The following is an 18,226-nucleotide window of genomic DNA, read 5'->3' on the forward strand; positions in this document are numbered from 1 at the left end:
GGGTAAGCCTGAGGAAAAATGAACAAGGAATGACTTTAAAAAGCATTTAATTCAATAAATTAATAATCATCCCGCTGCGCTTATACGCCCGGCTAAACGTTGTAGTCGATTTTTTCTTTTTTCCATTTACTACTACATTCGCGCATGATTGAATGATTCTCAATTACATGTCCGATGCCCACCGTGGCTAACGGACAGACCGTAAAGGGCAATGACTCACACATTTTTCCGCGAAACGTCATTCGCGGGATATTTCGGGATAACAGATGTAATGGCTACGTTCACACCTTCACTCTCTGGGGTAAAAGGGCGCGCGCTCTTTTCACTGCTGTTTATGGCGCCGCTGGTGCAGGCAGCAGATAACACCGCGACTAAAGACGGCGAAACGCTTACCGTCACCGCCGATCCAAATACGACGGCGGAGGCCACGAATGGCTATCAGCCGTTGAATACCTCCACCGCGACGTTAACCAACATGCCGATGCTGGACATCCCGCAGGTGGTCAATACCGTCAGCGACAAAGTGCTGGCGGATCAGCATGCCACCACGCTGGATGAAGCGCTCTATAACGTCAGCAACGTGGTGCAGACCAACACCCTGGGCGGCACGCAGGATGCCTTTGTGCGCCGCGGATTTGGCGCGAACCGCGACGGCTCGATCATGACCAACGGCCTGCGCACCGTGCTGCCGCGCAGCTTTAATGCTGCAACCGAGCGCGTGGAGGTGCTGAAAGGCCCGGCCTCGACGCTCTACGGCATTCTCGATCCGGGCGGCCTGATTAACGTCGTCACCAAACGCCCGGAGAAGACCTTCGGCGGTTCCCTTTCCGCTACCTCGTCCAGCTTTGGCGGCGGCACCGGACAGGTTGATGTTACCGGCCCGATTGACGGCACGCGCCTGGCGTATCGCCTGACGGGCGAATATCAGGACGAGGATTACTGGCGTAATTTCGGCAACGAACGCAGCACCTTTATTGCCCCGTCGCTGACCTGGTTCGGCGACGATGCCACCGTGACCGTGCTCTATTCGCATCGCGACTATAAAACGCCGTTCGATCGCGGAACGATCTTCGATCTCAACACTAAAAAAGCCGTCAACGTCGATCGCAAAACCCGCTTCGACGAACCGTTTAACGTGACCGACGGACAGTCCGATCTCGCTCAGCTCAACGCGGAGTATCGCCTTAACAGCCAGTGGACCGCGAAGTTCGACTACAGCTACAGCCAGGATAAATACAGCGATAACCAGGCCCGCGTGATGGCCTACGATTCAAAAACCGGCAACCTGACCCGCCGCGTGGATGCGACCCAGGGCTCGACCCAGCGTATGCACACGACGCGAGCGGATCTGCAGGGGAACGTGGACATCGCGGGCTTTTACAATGAGATCCTGACCGGCGTGTCGTATGAGAATTACGATCTGCTGCGTACGGATATGATCCGCTGTAAGAACGTTAAGGACTTCAATATTTACCACCCGAGCTACGGCAGCCTCGGCAAGTGCACCACCGTCTCGGCATCCGACAGCGATCAAACCATTAAGCAGGAAAGCTACTCCGCCTACGCGCAGGACGCGCTGTACCTGACCGATAAGTGGATCGCCGTCGCCGGAATGCGCTATCAGTATTACACCCAGTACGCGGGGAAAGGCCGTCCGTTTAACGTGAACACCGACAGCCGCGACGACCAGTGGACGCCGAAGCTGGGTCTTGTTTATAAGCTCACCCCGGCGGTCTCGCTGTTTGCCAACTATTCCCAGACGTTTATGCCGCAGTCGTCCATTGCGAGCTACATTGGTGACCTGCCGCCGGAAACGTCAAACGCGTATGAAATAGGCGCTAAGTTTGACCTGTTCGACGGCATTACCGCCAATATTGCGCTGTTTGATATCCACAAGCGCAACGTGCTGTACACAGAAAGCGTGGGTGATGAAACCGTCGCCAAAACAGCGGGCCGCGTGCGCTCGCAGGGCGTGGAGGTGGATCTCGCCGGGTCACTGACCGAGAACACCAACATTATCGCCAGCTACGGCTATACCGACGCGAAGGTTCTGGAAGATCCGGACTATGCGGGCAAACCGCTGCCGAACGTGCCGCGCCATACCGGCTCCCTGTTCCTGACCTACGATATTCACAATGCGTTTGCCGGGAATACCCTGACGCTGGGCGGCGGCGGGCACGGCGTAAGCCGTCGCTCAGCAACCAACGGTGCGGATTATTATCTGCCGGGCTATTTCGTGGCGGACGCGTTTGCGGCGTACAAGATGAAGCTACAGTATCCGGTGACGCTGCAGGTGAACGTGAAAAATCTGTTTGATAAGACCTACTACACGTCGTCGATTGCGACCAACAACCTGGGCAACCAGATTGGCGATCCGCGCGAAGTGCAGTTTACGGTGAAGATGGAGTTTTGATGTAAAAAAGCCCGGTGGCGCTAACGCTTACCGGGCCTACGATCCATTCCCTCTCCCGGCGGGAGAGGGTTAGGGTGAGGGCATCAGGCCTCAATATCCGCCATATCGCCTTTCTCCTGCAGCCAGTTACGTCGGTCTTCCGAACGTTTCTTGGCAAGGAGCATATCCATCATGGCGTTGGTTTGCTGCTCGTCTTCATCGCTGATCGTCAGCTGCACCAGACGGCGCGTGTTCGGATCCAGCGTCGTTTCGCGAAGCTGCATCGGGTTCATCTCGCCCAGCCCTTTAAAGCGCTGCACGTTCGGTTTGCCCTTCTTGCGCTTCAGCTGTTCCAGGACGCCCGCTTTCTCTTCTTCCGTCAGCGCGTAGTAAACCTCTTTGCCGAGGTCGATACGGTAGAGCGGCGGCAGCGCCACGTGGACGTGACCATTTTTCACCAGCGTTTTGAAGTGCTTCACGAACAGCGCGCACAGCAGCGTGGCGATGTGCAGACCATCGGAGTCCGCATCCGCGAGGATACAGATCTTGCCATAGCGCAGCTGGCTCAGATCGTCGCTGTCCGGATCGATGCCGATCGCCACCGAAATATCGTGCACTTCCTGCGAGGCCAGCACTTCATCAGAAGAGACCTCCCAGGTGTTCAGGATCTTACCCTTGAGCGGCATGATCGCCTGATATTCACGATCGCGCGCCTGCTTGGCCGATCCGCCCGCCGAGTCCCCTTCCACGAGGAACAGCTCGGTACGGTTGAGATCCTGCGCGGTACAGTCCGCCAGCTTGCCCGGCAGCGCAGGGCCGCTGGTCAGCTTTTTACGCACCACTTTCTTTGCGGCGCGCAGACGACGCTGGGCGCTGGAAATGGCCATTTCGGCCAGCATCTCTGCTGCCTGCACGTTCTGGTTCAGCCACAGGGTAAACGCATCTTTCACCACGCCGGAAACGAACGCCGCGCACTGACGTGACGACAGGCGCTCTTTGGTCTGACCGGCAAACTGCGGATCCTGCATCTTCACGGAGAGCACGTAGGCGCAGCGATCCCAGATATCTTCCGCCGACAGCTTCACGCCGCGCGGCAGAATATTGCGGTATTCGCAGAACTCACGCATCGCGTCCAGCAGCCCCTGACGCAGGCCGTTGACGTGGGTACCGCCGAGCATGGTTGGGATCAGGTTGACGTAGCTTTCGGTCAGCAGCTCGCCGCCTTCCGGCAGCCACAGCAGCGCCCAGTCCACGGCTTCGGTATCGCCGCTAAAGTTACCGACAAACGGTTTTTCCGGCAGCGTCGGCAGGCCGTTTACCGCTTCGCACAGGTAATCGTTCAGACCGTCGGCGTAGCACCAGGTTTGTGCGGTATTGTTAACGTGATCGGTAAAGGTGATTTCCACGCCCGGACACAGCACCGCTTTGGCTTTCAGCAGGTGCGTCAGGCGAGAAACGGAAAAACGCGGGCTGTCGAAGAAGCTTTCGTCAGGCCAGAAGTGGACGCTGGTACCGGTGTTGCGTTTGCCGCACGTGCCGACAACCTGCAGATCCTGCACCTTATCGCCGTTTTCAAACGCGATGTTGTACACCTGACCGTCGCGACGGACGTTCACTTCCACGCGTTTGGACAGGGCGTTCACCACGGAAATGCCCACGCCGTGCAGACCACCGGAGAACTGGTAGTTCTTGTTGGAGAACTTACCGCCCGCGTGCAGACGACAGAGGATCAGCTCAACGGCAGGCACGCCCTCTTCCGGATGGATATCCACCGGCATGCCGCGCCCGTCGTCGATGACTTCCAGCGACTGATCGGCGTGCAGAATGACGTCAACGCGTTTGGCATGGCCCGCCAGCGCTTCGTCCACACTGTTATCAATAACTTCCTGGCCCAGATGGTTTGGGCGCGTCGTATCGGTGTACATCCCCGGGCGGCGGCGAACCGGCTCAAGCCCGGTGAGGACCTCAATGGCATCAGCGTTATAGGTTTGCGTCATGATTTAAACTAGCAATTCGCATTGATTGTCAGTGGCTGTGCAGTCCAAGAAAATCGACAATCTGGGTGAAATGATTCTCAAAGCCCGTGAAAGCATGGTTTCCGCCCTCTTCTATAGTCTGGCGGCAGGAGGCGTAATACGCCACTGCCTGGCGGTAATCCAGCACTTCATCACCCGTCTGTTGCAGCAGCCAGATGAGATCCGGTGCCTCAAGCGGGTCGACCTGCATAACTTTGAGATCGTAAATATGGCGTGACTCTAGCACATATTGCTGCCCGGTGTAGGGGTTCTCGTTTTCGCCAAGAAAGTCCCTCAGCAGCTCAAATGGCCGTACCGCCGGATTAACCACAACGGCGGGCAGCATGAAGCATTGTGAGAGCCAGGTGGCGTAGTACCCGCCCAGGGATGAACCGACCACACCGAAGGTTTCGCCGCCGTGCGCAAGCACAATAGATTCCAGCATCTCCGCGGCCTCTGCCGGGTAAGGCGGCAGCTGCGGGATAATCATCTCAACGTCGGGGTGATGCTCGCTCAGCCACTGGCGAAACTGTGTCGCTTTTGCAGAGCGCGGCGAGCTGTTGAATCCGTGCAGATAAAGGAGCGTAGACATCAATAGCCTTCTGAAGCGGTATCCGGGCGGAATTTTGCACCGGTCAAACGGCAGACTTCCGTGGTCAGCGTGCCGTCGGCATGCAGTTCCAGCCAGCGCCAGCCTGGCGCGATGGTATCCAGCGTAAAGTTGGCGCAGTGCGGCTTAAACTGAACGCAGGTCGACGGCGTCGCCAGCATGCGGCGTCCGTTCCAGTCGAGATCCTGTTCCTGATGAATATGTCCACACAGCAGATTTTTCACCCGTGGGAATTTCGCCAGCACGCGATCCAGCGCTGCGGAGTTGCGCAGGCTGTGCTGATCGAGCCAGCTGCAGCCCGCCGGCAGAGGATGATGATGAAGCAACAGCAGCGTGTGACGTTCAGGTTCAGCAGCCAGTTTGGTCTCAAGCCAGTCGAGCTGAAACTCGCTTAACTCACCGTGCGGGACGCCAAACACCTGGCTATCGAGCAGCAGGATCTGCCACTGTTCACCCGCAAAAACACATTTCGCCGGAGAAATCCCCGCATCCTGGAGAGAACTGTACATGGCGGGCTGGAAGTCATGGTTTCCCGGCAGCCAGACGCAAGGCACGCTAAAGCTCGCGATGCCTTCAGCAAAATGCTGGTAGGCCGCGGAGGACTGATCCTGCGCCAGATCGCCCGTTGCGACAATCAGATCGCATGCACGGTTTTCAGCGTGAATGGCGCTAAGTACCGCCTGATAACTCTCCCAGGTGTTGACCCCCAGTAGCGTTTCATGCTTTTCGGCAAAAAGGTGGGTATCGGTGATTTGTAATATCCTGACTGGCGCCCCACCAGCAACAGTCAGGTTCAACAGGCTTTCCAAATGGTGTCCTTAGGTAGGTTTATGACGCTAACAAACCGGAATCGCCATTGCTCCATGTGCTAAACAATATCTTAGCCAGTCGGCTAAAAACTGGTTAATTTGATGCTTTTCGTCGCGTTGATGCAACTTTTTATTCGGGTAATCATACCGCGCCTTGAAGCGAAAGATCTGCTGGCTTGAACACACTTCAGCGACCATCGCGTCGTGATAGAGGCGCACCGTCATCGACGGCAGGCTCCAGTAGCTAATGCTGGGTGCCGTTTGCTCAATCTCCACCAGCGTAGTGTAGCGCGTTGATTCTGTTATCGTTAACCGATACTGCGCGTTGCTCACCTGATAGCTTACCGTTTCGCCGGGTGCGTCGTTTCGCGGCAGCAGGCGGCGCAATTGTGCGAAATTGGTTTCGCACAGGCGCATCATTTCTGGGAAGTCAGGCGTATAGCGCTTCATTTTTTCCACTCGTTTCGTAATGTCTGATAATGCAGCTGCAGCCATTGCAGGGCGATGACAGACGCTGCGTTGTCGATTTTCCCCTCTTCTACCCACTGATAAGCCTGTTCCCGGCTCACCACATGAACCCGAATATCTTCGTTTTCATCTGCCAGACCGTGGATCCCTTCCGCCGTCGTGGCGTCCACTTCGCCCACCATTATGGACAAGCGCTCGCTGGTACCGCCCGGGCTTGCCAGATAGCTCAGCACCGGTTTTGTACGGCCCACCACCAGTCCGGCCTCTTCCAGCGCCTCGCGACGGGCGACGTCTTCAACAGACTCACCTTCTTCGATCATCCCGGCCACCATCTCCAGCAGCCACGGGCTCTCACTGACGTCATAAGCGGCGATGCGGATCTGCTCCACCAGCACAACTTCGTCACGCACTGGGTCAAAGGGTAGCAAGACTGCCGCATGCCCGCGCTCAAAAATTTCGCGTCTGATTTCGCCGCTCATTTCCCCGTTAAACAGGCGATGCCTGAAACGGTAAAGATCCATTGAAAAAAAACCGCTATAAAGCGTTTCTCGTGCAATAATTTCTACATCGTTTTTGGCGAATGTCACGGGCAACTTTTCTGGTTTTTGCATGAGTCGAGTCCTGGTAGCAATGGTGATGAAATTGTGAATTTCAAGGCTGTTTGGCTGCCGTTTGTAAGGCTATATGGTAGATTGGTGCAAATTACCGCCAGATGGCACGTTACGCCAACCTTTTGGTATGGAAGATTCTGTTAGAATCGGCAATTATTTTTTAATTAGATCAGCGCTAATACTGCTTCACAACAAGGAATGCAAATGAAGAAATTGCTCCCCATCCTTATCGGCCTGAGCCTGACGGGCTTCAGTGCAATGAGCCAGGCGGAAAACCTGTTACAGGTCTACCAGCAGGCACGTCTGGGCAACCCTGATTTACGTAAATCAGCGGCCGATCGTGATGCTGCGTTTGAAAAGATTAACGAAGCGCGTAGCCCCTTGCTGCCACAGTTAGGTTTAGGTGCAGATTATACCTACAGCAACGGTTTCCGCGACGCTAACGGCGTAAACTCCAATGCTACCAGCGCCTCACTGCAATTGACACAGACGCTGTTTGATATGTCCAAATGGCGCGCCCTGACCCTGCAGGAAAAGAGCGCGGGTATCCAGGATGTGACCTATCAGACCGACCAGCAGACGCTGATCCTAAACACCGCCACGGCGTACTTCAACGTGCTGAGCGCGATTGACGCACTCTCCTACACCGAAGCGCAGAAACAGGCGATTTACCGCCAGTTAGATCAAACTACCCAGCGTTTCAACGTGGGCCTGGTCGCGATCACCGACGTGCAGAACGCCCGTTCACAGTACGACACCGTGCTGGCTAACGAAGTGACCGCGCGTAACAACCTCGACAACGCGCTGGAATCCCTGCGTCAGGTCACCGGGAATTACTATCCTGAGCTGGCGTCGCTGAACGTGGACAGCTTTAAAACGGATAAACCGCAGGCCGTTAACGCCCTGCTGAAAGAGGCGGAAAACCGCAACCTGAGTTTGCTGCAGGCGCGTCTGAGCCAGGACCTGGCCCGCGAGCAAATTCGTCAGGCGCAGGACGGCCATCTGCCAACCCTGAGCCTGAGCGCGTCTACCGGTGTCTCTGATACGTCCTATAGCGGCTCTAAAACCAATACGTCCCAGTATGACGACAGCAATATGGGTCAGAATAAAGTGGGTCTGAGCTTCTCCCTGCCACTGTATCAGGGCGGTCAGGTCAACTCTCAGGTGAAACAGGCGCAGTACAACTTTGTTGGCGCGAGCGAGCAGCTGGAAAGCGCCCACCGCAACGTGGTGCAGACCGTACGTTCCTCCTTCAACAACGTGAACGCCTCGATCAGCAGCATCAACGCCTATAAACAGGCCGTTGTGTCTGCGCAGAGCTCTCTGGATGCGATGGAAGCGGGCTACTCGGTCGGTACACGTACTATCGTGGACGTGCTCGACGCGACCACCACGCTGTACAACGCGAAACAGCAGCTCTCAAGCGCGCGTTACCAGTACCTGATTAACCAGCTGAACATCAAACAGGCTTTGGGTACGCTGAACGAGCAAGACCTGCAGATGCTGAACAGCGCGCTGGGCAAACCGGTCTCCACCTCTCCGGACAGCGTTGCGCCGGAGAACCCGGAGCAGGTTGCCGCGGTTGATAACTTCAACGCTAACAGTAGCACCCCTGCGGCACAGCCGGCCGCTGCGCGTACCACTACATCCGCCAGCAAAGGCAATAATCCGTTCCGTAACTAAGAGTGTTATCAGGCCCACTGCGGCCTGATGCCCTCCACCCCGCCCCTCTCCCACAGGGAAAGGGGCGCATCTGAATCACATCCGAACGTAAGCCAACGTAAAGATCCCCCTGATTCCGCCCCTCTTCGCTTCATTTTCAACCACTCATCCTCTATCCTGAGCGTTATTACCACTGGGTCCTGGAAGACAAACATGAAACGGACAAAATCCATAAATCACGCTTCGTTCCGCAAGAGCTGGAACGCGCGTCACCTCACCCCTGTTGCGCTGGCGGTCACGGCTGTCTTTATGCTGGCAGGCTGTGAGAAAAATGACGAAACGGTTTCGCTGTATCAAAACGCAGACGACTGCTCCGCCGCAACCGGCAAAGCCGCCGAATGTAAAACGGCTTACACCAGCGCTCTGAAAGAAGCGGAACGTACTGCGCCGAAATATGCCTCACGCGAAGACTGCGTGGCGGAGTTTGGTGAAGGTCAGTGCCAGCAGGCACCGGCTCAGGCAGGCACCGCACCTGAAAATCAGGCGCAGGCTCAGTCCAGCGGCAGCTTCTGGATGCCGCTGATGGCAGGCTACATGATGGGTCGTCTGATGGGCGGCGGTGCGGGCTACCAGCAGCAGCCGCTGTTTAGCTCGAAAAACCCGGCCAGCCCGGCTTACGGTCAATATACCGATGCCAGCGGCAAAGGCTACGGCGCAGCGACCCCTGGCCGCACCGTGAACGTTCCGAAAACGGCGATGGCGCCGAAGCCTGCGACCACCAGCACCATCACCCGCGGCGGGTTTGGTGAATCTGTGGCGAAGCAGACCAGCATGCAGCGTAGTGCGACAGGCACCTCCTCTACTCGCTCAATGGGCGGCTGATCATGGAACGAGTCAGTATCACCGAGCGCCCGGACTGGCGCGAAAAAGCCACCGAGTACGGTTTTAACTTCCACACCATGTACGGCGAGCCGTACTGGTGTGAAGACGCCTATTACAAGCTCACGCTGGCTCAGGTGGAAAAACTGGAAGAGGTGACGGCCGAGCTGCACCAGATGTGCCTGAAGGTCGTGGAAAAGGTCATCGACAGCGACGAGCTGATGGCAAAGTTCCGCATTCCGAAGCACACATGGGGCTTTGTGCGCCAGTCGTGGAAAACGAATCAGCCTTCGCTTTACTCTCGCCTGGATCTGGCGTGGGACGGCAAAGGTGAACCGAAGCTTCTGGAAAACAACGCCGATACGCCAACCTCTCTGTATGAAGCGGCGTTCTTCCAGTGGATCTGGCTGGAAGACCAGGCCAATGCCGGAAACCTGCCGGAAGGCAGCGACCAGTTTAACAGCCTGCAGGAAAAGCTGATTGAGCGTTTTGCCGAGCTGCGTGAACAGCATGGCTTTAACCTGCTCCATCTCGCCTGCTGCCGCGACACGGAAGAAGACCGTGGCACGGTTCAATATCTGCAGGACTGCGCCGCCGAAGCGGAAGTGGCGACCGAGTTCCTCTATATCGAGGATATCGGCTTGGGTGAAAAAGGTCAGTTTACGGATATGCAGGACCAGGTGATAAGCAACCTGTTCAAGCTCTACCCGTGGGAATACATGCTGCGCGAGATGTTCTCCACCAAGCTGGAAGATGCTGGCGTACGCTGGCTGGAGCCGGCCTGGAAGAGCATCATCTCTAACAAAGCCCTGCTGCCGATGCTCTGGGAGATGTTCCCGAACCACCCGAACCTGCTGCCAGCCTATTTTGCGGAAGATGATTACCCGCAAATGGAAAAATACGTTGTTAAGCCGATCTTCTCCCGCGAAGGCGCAAACGTCTCGATTATCGAAAACGGCAAGACGCTGGAAGCGGTTGAAGGGCCATACGGCGAAGAAGGGATGATCGTCCAGGAGTTCTATCAACTCCCGAAATTTGGCGACAGTTATACCCTGATTGGCAGCTGGCTCATCAACGATCAACCGGCCGGGATTGGCATTCGCGAAGATCGCGCGCTGATCACGCAGGATCTGTCACGGTTTTATCCGCACATTTTTGTCGAATAGGCCGCAGCCTGATGCCCTCACCCCGCCCCTCTCCCACAGGGAGAGGGTGCAAACACTAAAAACGGCAACCTGAGGTTGCCGTTTTGCTTTTATTATCCCACCTGCACCGACAGCATACTCAGACTGCCCATCTCAATACCGTCGACCGGGATCGTCACCGGTTCCTGACCATCCCACGCGCCAAGAACGTACAGCAGCGGCAGGAAGTGTTCCGGCGTCGGGTTAGAGAGCGAACCGCCATCATGATCCAGATAGTTCACCAGCGGATGCTCCTCAAGCGGGCCTTGCCAGGTCAGGTTCGCTTTGACGTAGTCGTTAAAAGAGGTTGCCCACGGGTACGGCGTGTTCTCACCGTGCCAGCGTGCGGTACGCAGGTTATGCACCACGTTGCCGCTCGCCACCAGCATGATGCCTTCATCACGCAGGGTTGCCAGCTTACGCCCCATCTCCAGATGCCAGGCCGCCGGTTTAGTGCTGTCGATGCTCAACTGCACCATCGGGATATCCGCGTCAGGATACATTTTAATCAGCACTCCCCAGGAGCCATGGTCAAAGCCCCAGGCTTCTTTATCCAGCGTCACAGGGACAGGTGCCAGCAACTCTACCAGCTTTTGCGCCAGCTCAGGCGAGCCGGGGGCCGGATAATGCGTGTTGTACAGTGCCTGCGGGAAGCCGCCAAAATCATGAATGGTTTTTGGCGCTTCCATGGCGGTCACGCCCGTCCCACGGGTAAACCAGTGTGCAGACACCACCACGATCGCTTTCGGACGCGGCAACGTCTCGCCAAGATGACGCCAGGCGCGGGTATAGACGTTGTCTTCCAGAACGTTCATTGGGCTACCGTGGCCTAAAAACAGGGCTGGCATACGGGAAGAAGTCATGGTGATATCCTTACAGAAGGTGTCAATTTAATGGTGCTACATTACGCGCAATCCGGCAAAGATGAACGCAGATAAGCGTGAAGATCATCATCAGGAAATTTGAATGTAAGGAATGTGTAAAGCCGGGTTTTCACCCTCGCTTTGCCAGAAATGAATCATTTATATTAATGAGAATGATTATCATAAGGAGCAATGCATGTCAGTCCCCCTGATCCTGACCATACTGGCGGGCGCCGCGACCTTCATCGGTGCGCTCCTCGGCGTGCTCGGCCAAAAGCCCTCTAACCGCGTACTGGCCTTTTCACTGGGCTTTGCTGCCGGGATCATGCTGCTCATCTCCCTGATGGAGATGCTGCCTGCCGCGCTGGGCACGGAAGGCATGTCTCCGCTGCTGGGCTACGGCATGTTTGTCTTTGGCCTGCTGGGATACTTTGCCCTCGATCGGATGCTACCGCACGCGCATCCGCAGGATTTAATGCAGAAAAACGTGACGCCCATGCCGCGCAATATCAAGCGTACCGCCGTGCTGTTAACGCTTGGCATCAGCCTGCACAACTTCCCGGAAGGGGTCGCTACCTACGTGACGGCCAGCAGCAATCTTGAGATGGGCTTTGGCATCGCACTGGCGGTCGCCTTACACAATATTCCTGAAGGACTGGCCGTCGCCGGACCCGTGTATGCCGCAACGGGATCGAAACGCACCGCGGTGTTCTGGGCGGGCATTTCCGGGATGGCCGAAATCCTTGGCGGCGTACTGGCCTGGCTGATCCTTGGTAGCCTGGTCTCTCCGGTAGTGATGGCGGCGATTATGGCCGCGGTAGCCGGGATCATGGTTGCGCTTTCGGTGGATGAACTGATGCCGCTGGCGAAGGAGATCGATCCTAACAACAACCCCAGCTATGGCGTGCTGTGCGGAATGTCGGTGATGGGATTAAGTCTGGTTCTGCTGCAGACCGCAGGAATCGGGTAAAAAAACGCCGGGATATCCCGGCGTTTTTATTTTCAGCTGGCTTTGCGCTCGTGCGCCTGGCGATACTCAACCAGATCTTCAATCGTGACCACCGGCATGTTGTGCAGGCGGGCAAAGGTAATGCATTCCGGCGCGCGCGCCATGGTGCCGTCATCGTTGGTCAGTTCGCACAGCACGCCAGCAGGTTTGAAGCCAGCCAGCGTCACCAGGTCGATCGTCGCTTCGGTGTGACCACCGCGGGTCAACACGCCGCCCGCCTGCGCACGCAGTGGGAAGACGTGGCCTGGACGGTGCAGATCGGATGGCTTCGCACCATCAGCAATCGCTGCACGTACGGTGGTCAGACGGTCAGCCGCAGACACACCTGTGGTCACGCCATGCGCCGCTTCAATGGTCACGGTAAAACCGGTACCAAAGGCGCTGGTGTTGTTTTCGACCATCATCGGCAGATCGAGCTGCTTACGACGATCTTCATTAATACACAGGCATACGATGCCGCTGCCGTGACGGATGGTCAGCGCCATCTGTTCAACGGTCATGTTTTCGGCGGCGAAAATCATGTCGCCTTCGTTTTCACGGTTTTCATCGTCAAGCACCATCACACCGCGGCCTTCGCGCAGTGCATCCAGTGCATGTTCAACACGTTGAGTTGAAGTGCCAAAAGAGGAAAGTAGCGTCTGATTCATGGTAAAAAAACCTCATTAACATTATGGTTACCAGAATCAGGGCAGTCTTAGGAGCGCCGTATAAGCGGCAAAAAGATAACGTGAGCGGGCCCATGCCCGACTTGATCGTTACTCTCTCCCATCCGGACTCTAACCGTCGGCCCCGGAATTACACCGGATCTGCTGACCTTTGAGTATTCACCCAAAGCGCTCGCGGGCTTTCAGCGTCACGCTGATTTACCGCCGGTGGGGAATTTCGCCCCGCCCTGAGAATAAGCGAGATAACTATAACGCTATTGATTATCCTGGGCAATGCATAAGCATCAAACAATTTTGTTTACCCCGGGCATGACGCGCTACAATGGACACTAACACTTTTCCATCAAGGGAAACGCCAATGATTGACCCGAAAAAAATTGAGCAGATCGCGCGTCAGGTTCATGAATCTATGCCAAAAGGCATTCGTGAATTTGGTGATGACGTAGAAAAGAAAATCCGCCAGACGCTCCAGGCGCAGTTGGTTCGCCTTGATTTAGTCAGCCGCGAAGAGTTTGACGTGCAGACCCAGGTTCTGCTGCGCACCCGCGAGAAGCTGGCGCTGCTGGAACAGCGTCTGAGCGAGCTGGAAAACCGCCATGCGCCGGAAGAAGTGAAGCCGGCACCGGCCATTCCACCGGTGGATGACCAGGAGTAAGTGCGGCCTGATGCCCTCACCCCAGCCCTCTCCCACAGGGAGAGGGAGAAAAAAACGGGCCAGCTGGCCCGTTTTTTACTGACTGTCTTTCTGGATCTTCTTGATGATGTTGGTGGTTGAGCACCCGTCCTCAAAGTTGAGCACCATCACCTCGCCGCCGTTGGCCCAGACCTCTTCGCTACCCGCGATTTGCTCCGGCTTGTAATCCCCACCTTTTACCAGCAGGTCCGGCAGAATGCCGGCAATCAGGCGCTGCGGGGTATCTTCTTCAAACGACACCACCCAGTCCACCGCTTCCAGCGCGCCGAGCACAATCATGCGCTGCTCGAGCGGGTTCACCGGACGCGTTTCGCCCTTCAGGCGTTTCGTCGATGCATCGCTGTTAACCGCCACAATCAGGCGATCGCCCAGCTTGCGCGCGTTCGCCAGATACGAAACGTGGCCCGCGTGCAGAATGTCGAACACGCCGTTGGTCATCACCACTTTTTCACCACGCTTGCGCGCGGCGGCGACGGCCACCTTCAGCTCGTCTTCGGTCATGACGCCAAAACCGGTATCCGCACGACCGCGCACCGCGTTTTCCAGCTCGATTGGCGAAACGGTTGAGGTCCCGAGTTTACCGACGACCACGCCCGCCGCGGCGTTAGCGAAGTAGCACGCCTCTTCCAGCGAGTTTCCTGCTGCCAGCGTCGCCGCCAGCACGCCGATCACCGTATCACCGGCACCGGTCACGTCGTACACTTCCTGCGCCTGGGTTGGCATATGCAGCGGCGCTTTGCCCGGCTGCAGCAGCGTCATCCCCTGCTCGGAGCGGGTCACCAGCAGCGCGGACAGCTCGAAATCGGCAATGATCTTCATGCCGCGCTCAACCAGTTCGTCCTCGGTTTTGCATTTGCCCGCCACCGCTTCAAACTCGGAGAGGTTTGGCGTCAGCAGCGTCGCGCCGCGATAGCGCTCAAAATCGGTCCCTTTCGGGTCGATCAGCACCGGCACGTTGGCTTTACGCGCCAGCTGAATCATCGTTTGCACGCTCGCCAGCGCGCCTTTGGCGTAGTCGGACAGCACCAGCGCGCCGATATTGCCCAGCGCCTGGTTGATACGCTCGTGCAGCGGCTCAGGATCAACGCCTTCGAACCCTTCTTCAAAGTCGAGGCGGATCAGCTGCTGGTTGCGCGACAGCACGCGCAGTTTCGTAATCGTTGGGTGGGTCGGAACAGAGACGAAGTCGCACTTCACGTTCACGTCCGCCAGCGACTTGCTCAGCGCGCGCGCCGCATCGTCGATGCCGGTCAAGCCCACCAGACGCGACTGCGCGCCCAGAGAGGCAATGTTCATCGCCACGTTTGCCGCGCCGCCGGGACGCTCTTCAATGGTGTCGACCTTAACCACCGGTACCGGTGCTTCCGGAGAGATGCGGCTGGTAGGCCCATACCAGTAGCGATCCAGCATCACATCCCCAACAACCATTACCCCAGCACGTTCAAACTCTGGCAGTGTTACTTTCATTCCTGACTCCAGAAAGATTCACAATTTGCGCGCGATAATATCACACTTGATTTGTTACGCACGGTTCCACCAGCCACTTCTGCCAGCTGGCCGTAACCTGAGCACGTTCATGAGCAAAACAGTCCAGCGCCACGTGCCCCGGTTGCTCCTGCAGCGCCAGGTGATGAAGCTCATCGCGAAGCGTCGTGTAGGCGCGGGTTAAAGCCTGCGCCTCCTGCTCGTCCATGATGTCGTTTTGCGCCAGCAGCTCCAGAATGCGCACGTTATCGGACCAGCGCGTCAGCTTCGGCTTGTCGTGGGCGTGCAGCAGCACCAGATACTGGGTAATGAACTCAATATCGGTAATCCCGCCCTCGTCGGCTTTAATATCAAAGCGATCGCGGTGTTTATTGCCGAGATGCGCGCGCATTTTCTCGCGCATTTCGCGCACTTCAGTTTGTAATGTGGCGCCCTCTCGCACCGTCGTCAGAACGTCCTTACGGATGACGTCAAACTGCGTTTTGAGCTGCGGATCGCCGTACACCACGCGAGCGCGCACCAGCGCCTGATGCTCCCACGTCCAGGCTTCACTCTTCTGGTAATCGGCGAAGGACTCCGTCGAGGTCACCAGCATGCCCGCCGCGCCGGACGGACGCAGGCGCGCATCCACTTCATACAAAATGCCCGACGAGGTGCGGGTGCTGAAAAGATGCATAATGCGCTGCGCCAGGCGAAGGTAGAACTGGCGCCCGTCAATTTCACGCTCGCCGTCGGTCATTACGTCAACCGGACAGTCGTGCAGGAAGATTAAATCCAGATCGGAGCTATAGCCCAGCTCCCAGCCGCCAAGCTTGCCGTACCCCACGACCGCAAAGCCGCGTCCTTCACGTTCGGCCAGATGTTTCGGCTGGCCGTAGCGCGCCACCATCTGCACCCACGCCTGATGGACCACCGCGTCGATGATCGCCTCTGCCAGCCAGGTTAAGTGATCGCTCACTTTCATCACCGGCAGCGTTCCGGCGATGTCAGCCGCCGCCACGCGCAGCATCTGCGCCTGCTTAAACTGGCGCAGCGCCTCCAGCTGTTGCTCTTCGTCCTCTTCCGGCACGCGCAGCAGATACTGACGCAGCTCGTCCCGGTAGGCATCCGTCGCCGTTGGCTGATACAGCGTGTTCGGGTCGAGCAGCTCATCCAGCAGCAGCGGGTAACGCGCCAGCTTGTTGGCCACCATCGGCGACGCGGCGCAGAGCGTAATCAGGTGCTTCAGTGCCCCCGGAAACTCGCTCAGGAGTTCCAGATACGTGGTACGCGTGATGATCCCGCTCAGCAGCGGCATCATGCGCGACAGCGGCACCGGCGCGTCCGCCCGCGAGCAGACCTCGCTCAGCAGGTGCGGCATCAGGTGATCCAGCACCTGACGACCTCGCGGGCCGATGGCGCGTTTGTTCAGCTCAAGACGGAAATCCGCGATCAGCGCCACCACGCGATGGCGGGCGTCGTCAGTTAAGTGCGTCAGCACCGGCGTGGTGTCATCTTCCTGGAGCGCGTCCTGCCACAGCTCGCGCCAGTGCTCGGAAAGGGCATCGTCCGGTGATTCACTTTCGTCATCACCGATCAGCTCGTTAAAGATGCGGCGCACGCCTGCCATATGGGCATCCAGCCGTTCGGTTAACGCCGCCCAGTCGTCCACACGCATGCCCCAGGCCAGGCGCGCCCGGTTAAGGTCATCGCCCGGCAGGGTCTGGGTCTGTTCGTCGTTGATGCTTTGCAGCAGGTTTTCCAGACGACGCAGGAACAGATAGGCCTCGCGCAGGGTTTGCGCGTCGCCGTCCGGCAGCAGGTGCAGCTGCTCGATGGCGCTCAGCGTCGGCAAAAGCGAGCGGGACTGCAGGGACGGCTCACGACCACCGCGAATAAGCTGGAAGACCTGAACGATAAATTCGATTTCACGGATGCCGCCCGCGCCGAGCTTGATGTTGTCCTTCAGACCACGACGGCGCACCTCACGGGCGATCATCCCTTTCATATTACGCAGGGACTGGATCACGCTGAAGTCGATATAGCGACGGAATACAAACGGGCGCAGCATGGCGCGCAGCTCGTTGGCGTAAGCGTCGTCGCTGTCGCCCATAATCCGCGCTTTAACCATCGCATAGCGCTCCCAGTCGCGCCCCTGCTCCTGGTAGTAATCCTCCAGCGCGGCAAAGCTCAGCACCAGCGGTCCGCTGTCGCCAAACGGACGCAGGCGCATGTCCACGCGGTAAACAAAACCGTCCTGCGTCGGCTGATCCAGCGCCTTAATCAGACGCTGACCGAGACGGGTAAAGAACTGGGCGTTGTCCAGCTCGCGACGGCCGCCGCGCGTGGAGCCGTTCTCGGGCCAGGCAAAAATCAGGTCGATGTCGGAGGAGAAGTTCAGCTCGCAGCCGCCCAGCTTGCCCATCCCCAGAATCAACAGCGGCTGAGGAACCCCTTCCTCGCTGCACGGCGTGCCCCACTCTTTACAGCAGGCGGCGTACAGCCAGTCGCGCGCGGCGACAATCAGCGTTTGCGCCAGCTCGCTTAGCTGCTGCAGCGTACTCTCTTCGCTCACCAGCTCCAGCGCCTGAGCCCAGGCAATGCGCACCATCACCCGACGGCGGAACTGGCGCAGGACGCGCATCAGCGTGGCTTCATCCGCAACGTCTTCGAGCGCGGTTTGCAGCCAGCCGGCATACTGTCGCCACTCGTCCGCCTGCGGCGGTGCGTTCTCAAGCTCTGCCAGCCAGTCCGGGTTGGCGGTGATGCTTTCCTGCACAAAATCACTGAAGGCGAGCACGCTCTTCGCCTGCTCGCTTAACGATGACGCCGGTAATGACTCAGGCAGACGTTCGCAAACGGTCTGCCACTGCTGCTGTAACGGTGAAGAAAGCGGCATTA

General features: G+C 57.6%; 15 protein-coding genes and 1 riboswitch. Of the genes, 6 read left to right on the plus strand and 9 right to left on the minus strand.

Annotated features, from left to right (window positions below):
• The first annotated feature begins 271 nt into the window (after positions 1 to 271).
• Entirely contained in the window at positions 272 to 2,413 is a 2,142-nt protein-coding gene (locus tag LBF07_RS07840) for a TonB-dependent siderophore receptor (RefSeq protein WP_094935307.1), read from the plus strand.
• An 83-nt stretch (positions 2,414 to 2,496) separates the two neighbouring features.
• Here LBF07_RS07840 and parE read toward each other — a convergent pair whose 3' ends face one another.
• From parE to nudF, 5 genes are read right to left on the minus strand one after another with little or no spacing between them, the layout of a single operon-like run.
• The gene (gene parE / locus LBF07_RS07845) at positions 2,497 to 4,389 is read right to left on the minus strand and encodes a DNA topoisomerase IV subunit B (RefSeq protein WP_029740698.1); all 1,893 of its coding nucleotides are present in this window, start codon (positions 4,387 to 4,389) and stop codon (positions 2,497 to 2,499) included.
• 28 nt (positions 4,390 to 4,417) lie between these two features.
• Positions 4,418 to 4,999, minus strand: a complete 582-nt coding sequence (yqiA, locus tag LBF07_RS07850) for an esterase YqiA (RefSeq protein ID WP_008502976.1) — start codon at positions 4,997 to 4,999, stop codon at positions 4,418 to 4,420.
• Complete coding sequence (gene cpdA, locus LBF07_RS07855; protein ID WP_024906493.1) at positions 4,999 to 5,826, minus strand: 3',5'-cyclic-AMP phosphodiesterase; 828 nt, start codon at positions 5,824 to 5,826, stop codon at positions 4,999 to 5,001. Before cpdA ends, yqiA begins: the two co-directional genes overlap by 1 nt.
• A 27-nt stretch (positions 5,827 to 5,853) precedes the next feature.
• Positions 5,854 to 6,276, minus strand: a complete 423-nt coding sequence (locus LBF07_RS07860; RefSeq protein ID WP_003862516.1) for a DUF1249 family protein — start codon at positions 6,274 to 6,276, stop codon at positions 5,854 to 5,856.
• Positions 6,273 to 6,905 (minus strand): ADP-ribose diphosphatase, encoded by a 633-nt coding sequence (nudF, locus tag LBF07_RS07865; RefSeq protein ID WP_023333429.1) that lies wholly within the window; start codon positions 6,903 to 6,905, stop codon positions 6,273 to 6,275. The genes LBF07_RS07860 and nudF overlap by 4 nt, the downstream gene beginning before the upstream one ends.
• 204 nt (positions 6,906 to 7,109) lie before the next feature.
• Between nudF and tolC the strand changes: the two genes are divergently transcribed.
• From tolC to LBF07_RS07880, 3 genes are all read left to right on the plus strand, one after another.
• Positions 7,110 to 8,588, plus strand: coding sequence for an outer membrane channel protein TolC (gene tolC / locus LBF07_RS07870; RefSeq protein ID WP_033146662.1), 1,479 nt, complete (start codon positions 7,110 to 7,112; stop codon positions 8,586 to 8,588).
• Between the two features lie 192 nt (positions 8,589 to 8,780).
• The gene (locus tag LBF07_RS07875; RefSeq protein WP_029740695.1) at positions 8,781 to 9,449 is read left to right on the plus strand and encodes a DUF1190 family protein; all 669 of its coding nucleotides are present in this window, start codon (positions 8,781 to 8,783) and stop codon (positions 9,447 to 9,449) included.
• A 2-nt stretch (positions 9,450 to 9,451) separates the two neighbouring features.
• Positions 9,452 to 10,612, plus strand: coding sequence for a glutathionylspermidine synthase family protein (locus LBF07_RS07880; protein ID WP_029740694.1), 1,161 nt, complete (start codon positions 9,452 to 9,454; stop codon positions 10,610 to 10,612).
• Positions 10,613 to 10,704: 92 nt separating this feature from the next.
• Here the strand turns inward: LBF07_RS07880 and ygiD are convergent, their stop codons facing one another.
• Positions 10,705 to 11,493: a 4,5-DOPA dioxygenase extradiol gene (gene ygiD, locus LBF07_RS07885; protein ID WP_094935306.1), complete on the minus strand. Its 789-nt coding sequence runs from the start codon at positions 11,491 to 11,493 to the stop codon at positions 10,705 to 10,707.
• Positions 11,494 to 11,689: 196 nt separating this feature from the next.
• On the opposite strand from ygiD, the gene zupT reads away from it, so the two are divergent.
• Positions 11,690 to 12,463 (plus strand): zinc transporter ZupT, encoded by a 774-nt coding sequence (gene zupT / locus LBF07_RS07890; RefSeq protein ID WP_033146665.1) that lies wholly within the window; start codon positions 11,690 to 11,692, stop codon positions 12,461 to 12,463.
• Between the two features lie 32 nt (positions 12,464 to 12,495).
• Here zupT and ribB read toward each other — a convergent pair whose 3' ends face one another.
• Positions 12,496 to 13,149, minus strand: a complete 654-nt coding sequence (gene ribB, locus LBF07_RS07895) for a 3,4-dihydroxy-2-butanone-4-phosphate synthase (protein ID WP_023309208.1) — start codon at positions 13,147 to 13,149, stop codon at positions 12,496 to 12,498.
• A 106-nt stretch (positions 13,150 to 13,255) separates the two neighbouring features.
• Positions 13,256 to 13,406: riboswitch (FMN riboswitch) on the minus strand.
• A gap of 119 nt (positions 13,407 to 13,525) precedes the next feature.
• Here ribB and ubiK point away from each other — a divergent pair.
• Entirely contained in the window at positions 13,526 to 13,822 is a 297-nt protein-coding gene (gene ubiK, locus LBF07_RS07900; protein WP_064673321.1) for a ubiquinone biosynthesis accessory factor UbiK, read from the plus strand.
• Positions 13,823 to 13,897: 75 nt separating this feature from the next.
• Here ubiK and hldE read toward each other — a convergent pair whose 3' ends face one another.
• Entirely contained in the window at positions 13,898 to 15,328 is a 1,431-nt protein-coding gene (gene hldE, locus LBF07_RS07905; RefSeq protein ID WP_048979123.1) for a bifunctional D-glycero-beta-D-manno-heptose-7-phosphate kinase/D-glycero-beta-D-manno-heptose 1-phosphate adenylyltransferase HldE, read from the minus strand.
• Between the two features lie 40 nt (positions 15,329 to 15,368).
• Complete coding sequence (glnE, locus tag LBF07_RS07910) at positions 15,369 to 18,224, minus strand: bifunctional [glutamate--ammonia ligase]-adenylyl-L-tyrosine phosphorylase/[glutamate--ammonia-ligase] adenylyltransferase (RefSeq protein ID WP_094935304.1); 2,856 nt, start codon at positions 18,222 to 18,224, stop codon at positions 15,369 to 15,371.
• Positions 18,225 to 18,226 lie beyond the last annotated feature (2 nt).

It is taken from the genome of Enterobacter cloacae complex sp. ECL352, from assembly GCF_020149545.1.
GTDB lineage: Bacteria > Pseudomonadota > Gammaproteobacteria > Enterobacterales > Enterobacteriaceae > Enterobacter > Enterobacter asburiae_B.

Excerpts from the sequence above, each read along its gene's own strand:
- ygiD (WP_094935306.1), bottom strand. The coding sequence starts at position 11,493 with ATGACTTCTTCCCGTATGCCAGCCCTGTTTTTAGGCCACGGTAGCCCA.
- LBF07_RS07880 (WP_029740694.1), top strand. The coding sequence starts at position 9,452 with ATGGAACGAGTCAGTATCACCGAGCGCCCGGACTGGCGCGAAAAAGCC.
- LBF07_RS07875 (WP_029740695.1), top strand. The coding sequence starts at position 8,781 with ATGAAACGGACAAAATCCATAAATCACGCTTCGTTCCGCAAGAGCTGG.
- nudF (WP_023333429.1), bottom strand. The coding sequence starts at position 6,905 with ATGCAAAAACCAGAAAAGTTGCCCGTGACATTCGCCAAAAACGATGTA.
- tolC (WP_033146662.1), top strand. The coding sequence starts at position 7,110 with ATGAAGAAATTGCTCCCCATCCTTATCGGCCTGAGCCTGACGGGCTTC.
- LBF07_RS07860 (WP_003862516.1), bottom strand. The coding sequence starts at position 6,276 with ATGAAGCGCTATACGCCTGACTTCCCAGAAATGATGCGCCTGTGCGAA.
- hldE (WP_048979123.1), bottom strand. The coding sequence starts at position 15,328 with ATGAAAGTAACACTGCCAGAGTTTGAACGTGCTGGGGTAATGGTTGTT.
- LBF07_RS07840 (WP_094935307.1), top strand. The coding sequence starts at position 272 with ATGGCTACGTTCACACCTTCACTCTCTGGGGTAAAAGGGCGCGCGCTC.
- glnE (WP_094935304.1), bottom strand. The coding sequence starts at position 18,224 with ATGCCGCTTTCTTCACCGTTACAGCAGCAGTGGCAGACCGTTTGCGAA.
- yqiA (WP_008502976.1), bottom strand. The coding sequence starts at position 4,999 with ATGTCTACGCTCCTTTATCTGCACGGATTCAACAGCTCGCCGCGCTCT.
- ubiK (WP_064673321.1), top strand. The coding sequence starts at position 13,526 with ATGATTGACCCGAAAAAAATTGAGCAGATCGCGCGTCAGGTTCATGAA.
- zupT (WP_033146665.1), top strand. The coding sequence starts at position 11,690 with ATGTCAGTCCCCCTGATCCTGACCATACTGGCGGGCGCCGCGACCTTC.
- parE (WP_029740698.1), bottom strand. The coding sequence starts at position 4,389 with ATGACGCAAACCTATAACGCTGATGCCATTGAGGTCCTCACCGGGCTT.
- ribB (WP_023309208.1), bottom strand. The coding sequence starts at position 13,149 with ATGAATCAGACGCTACTTTCCTCTTTTGGCACTTCAACTCAACGTGTT.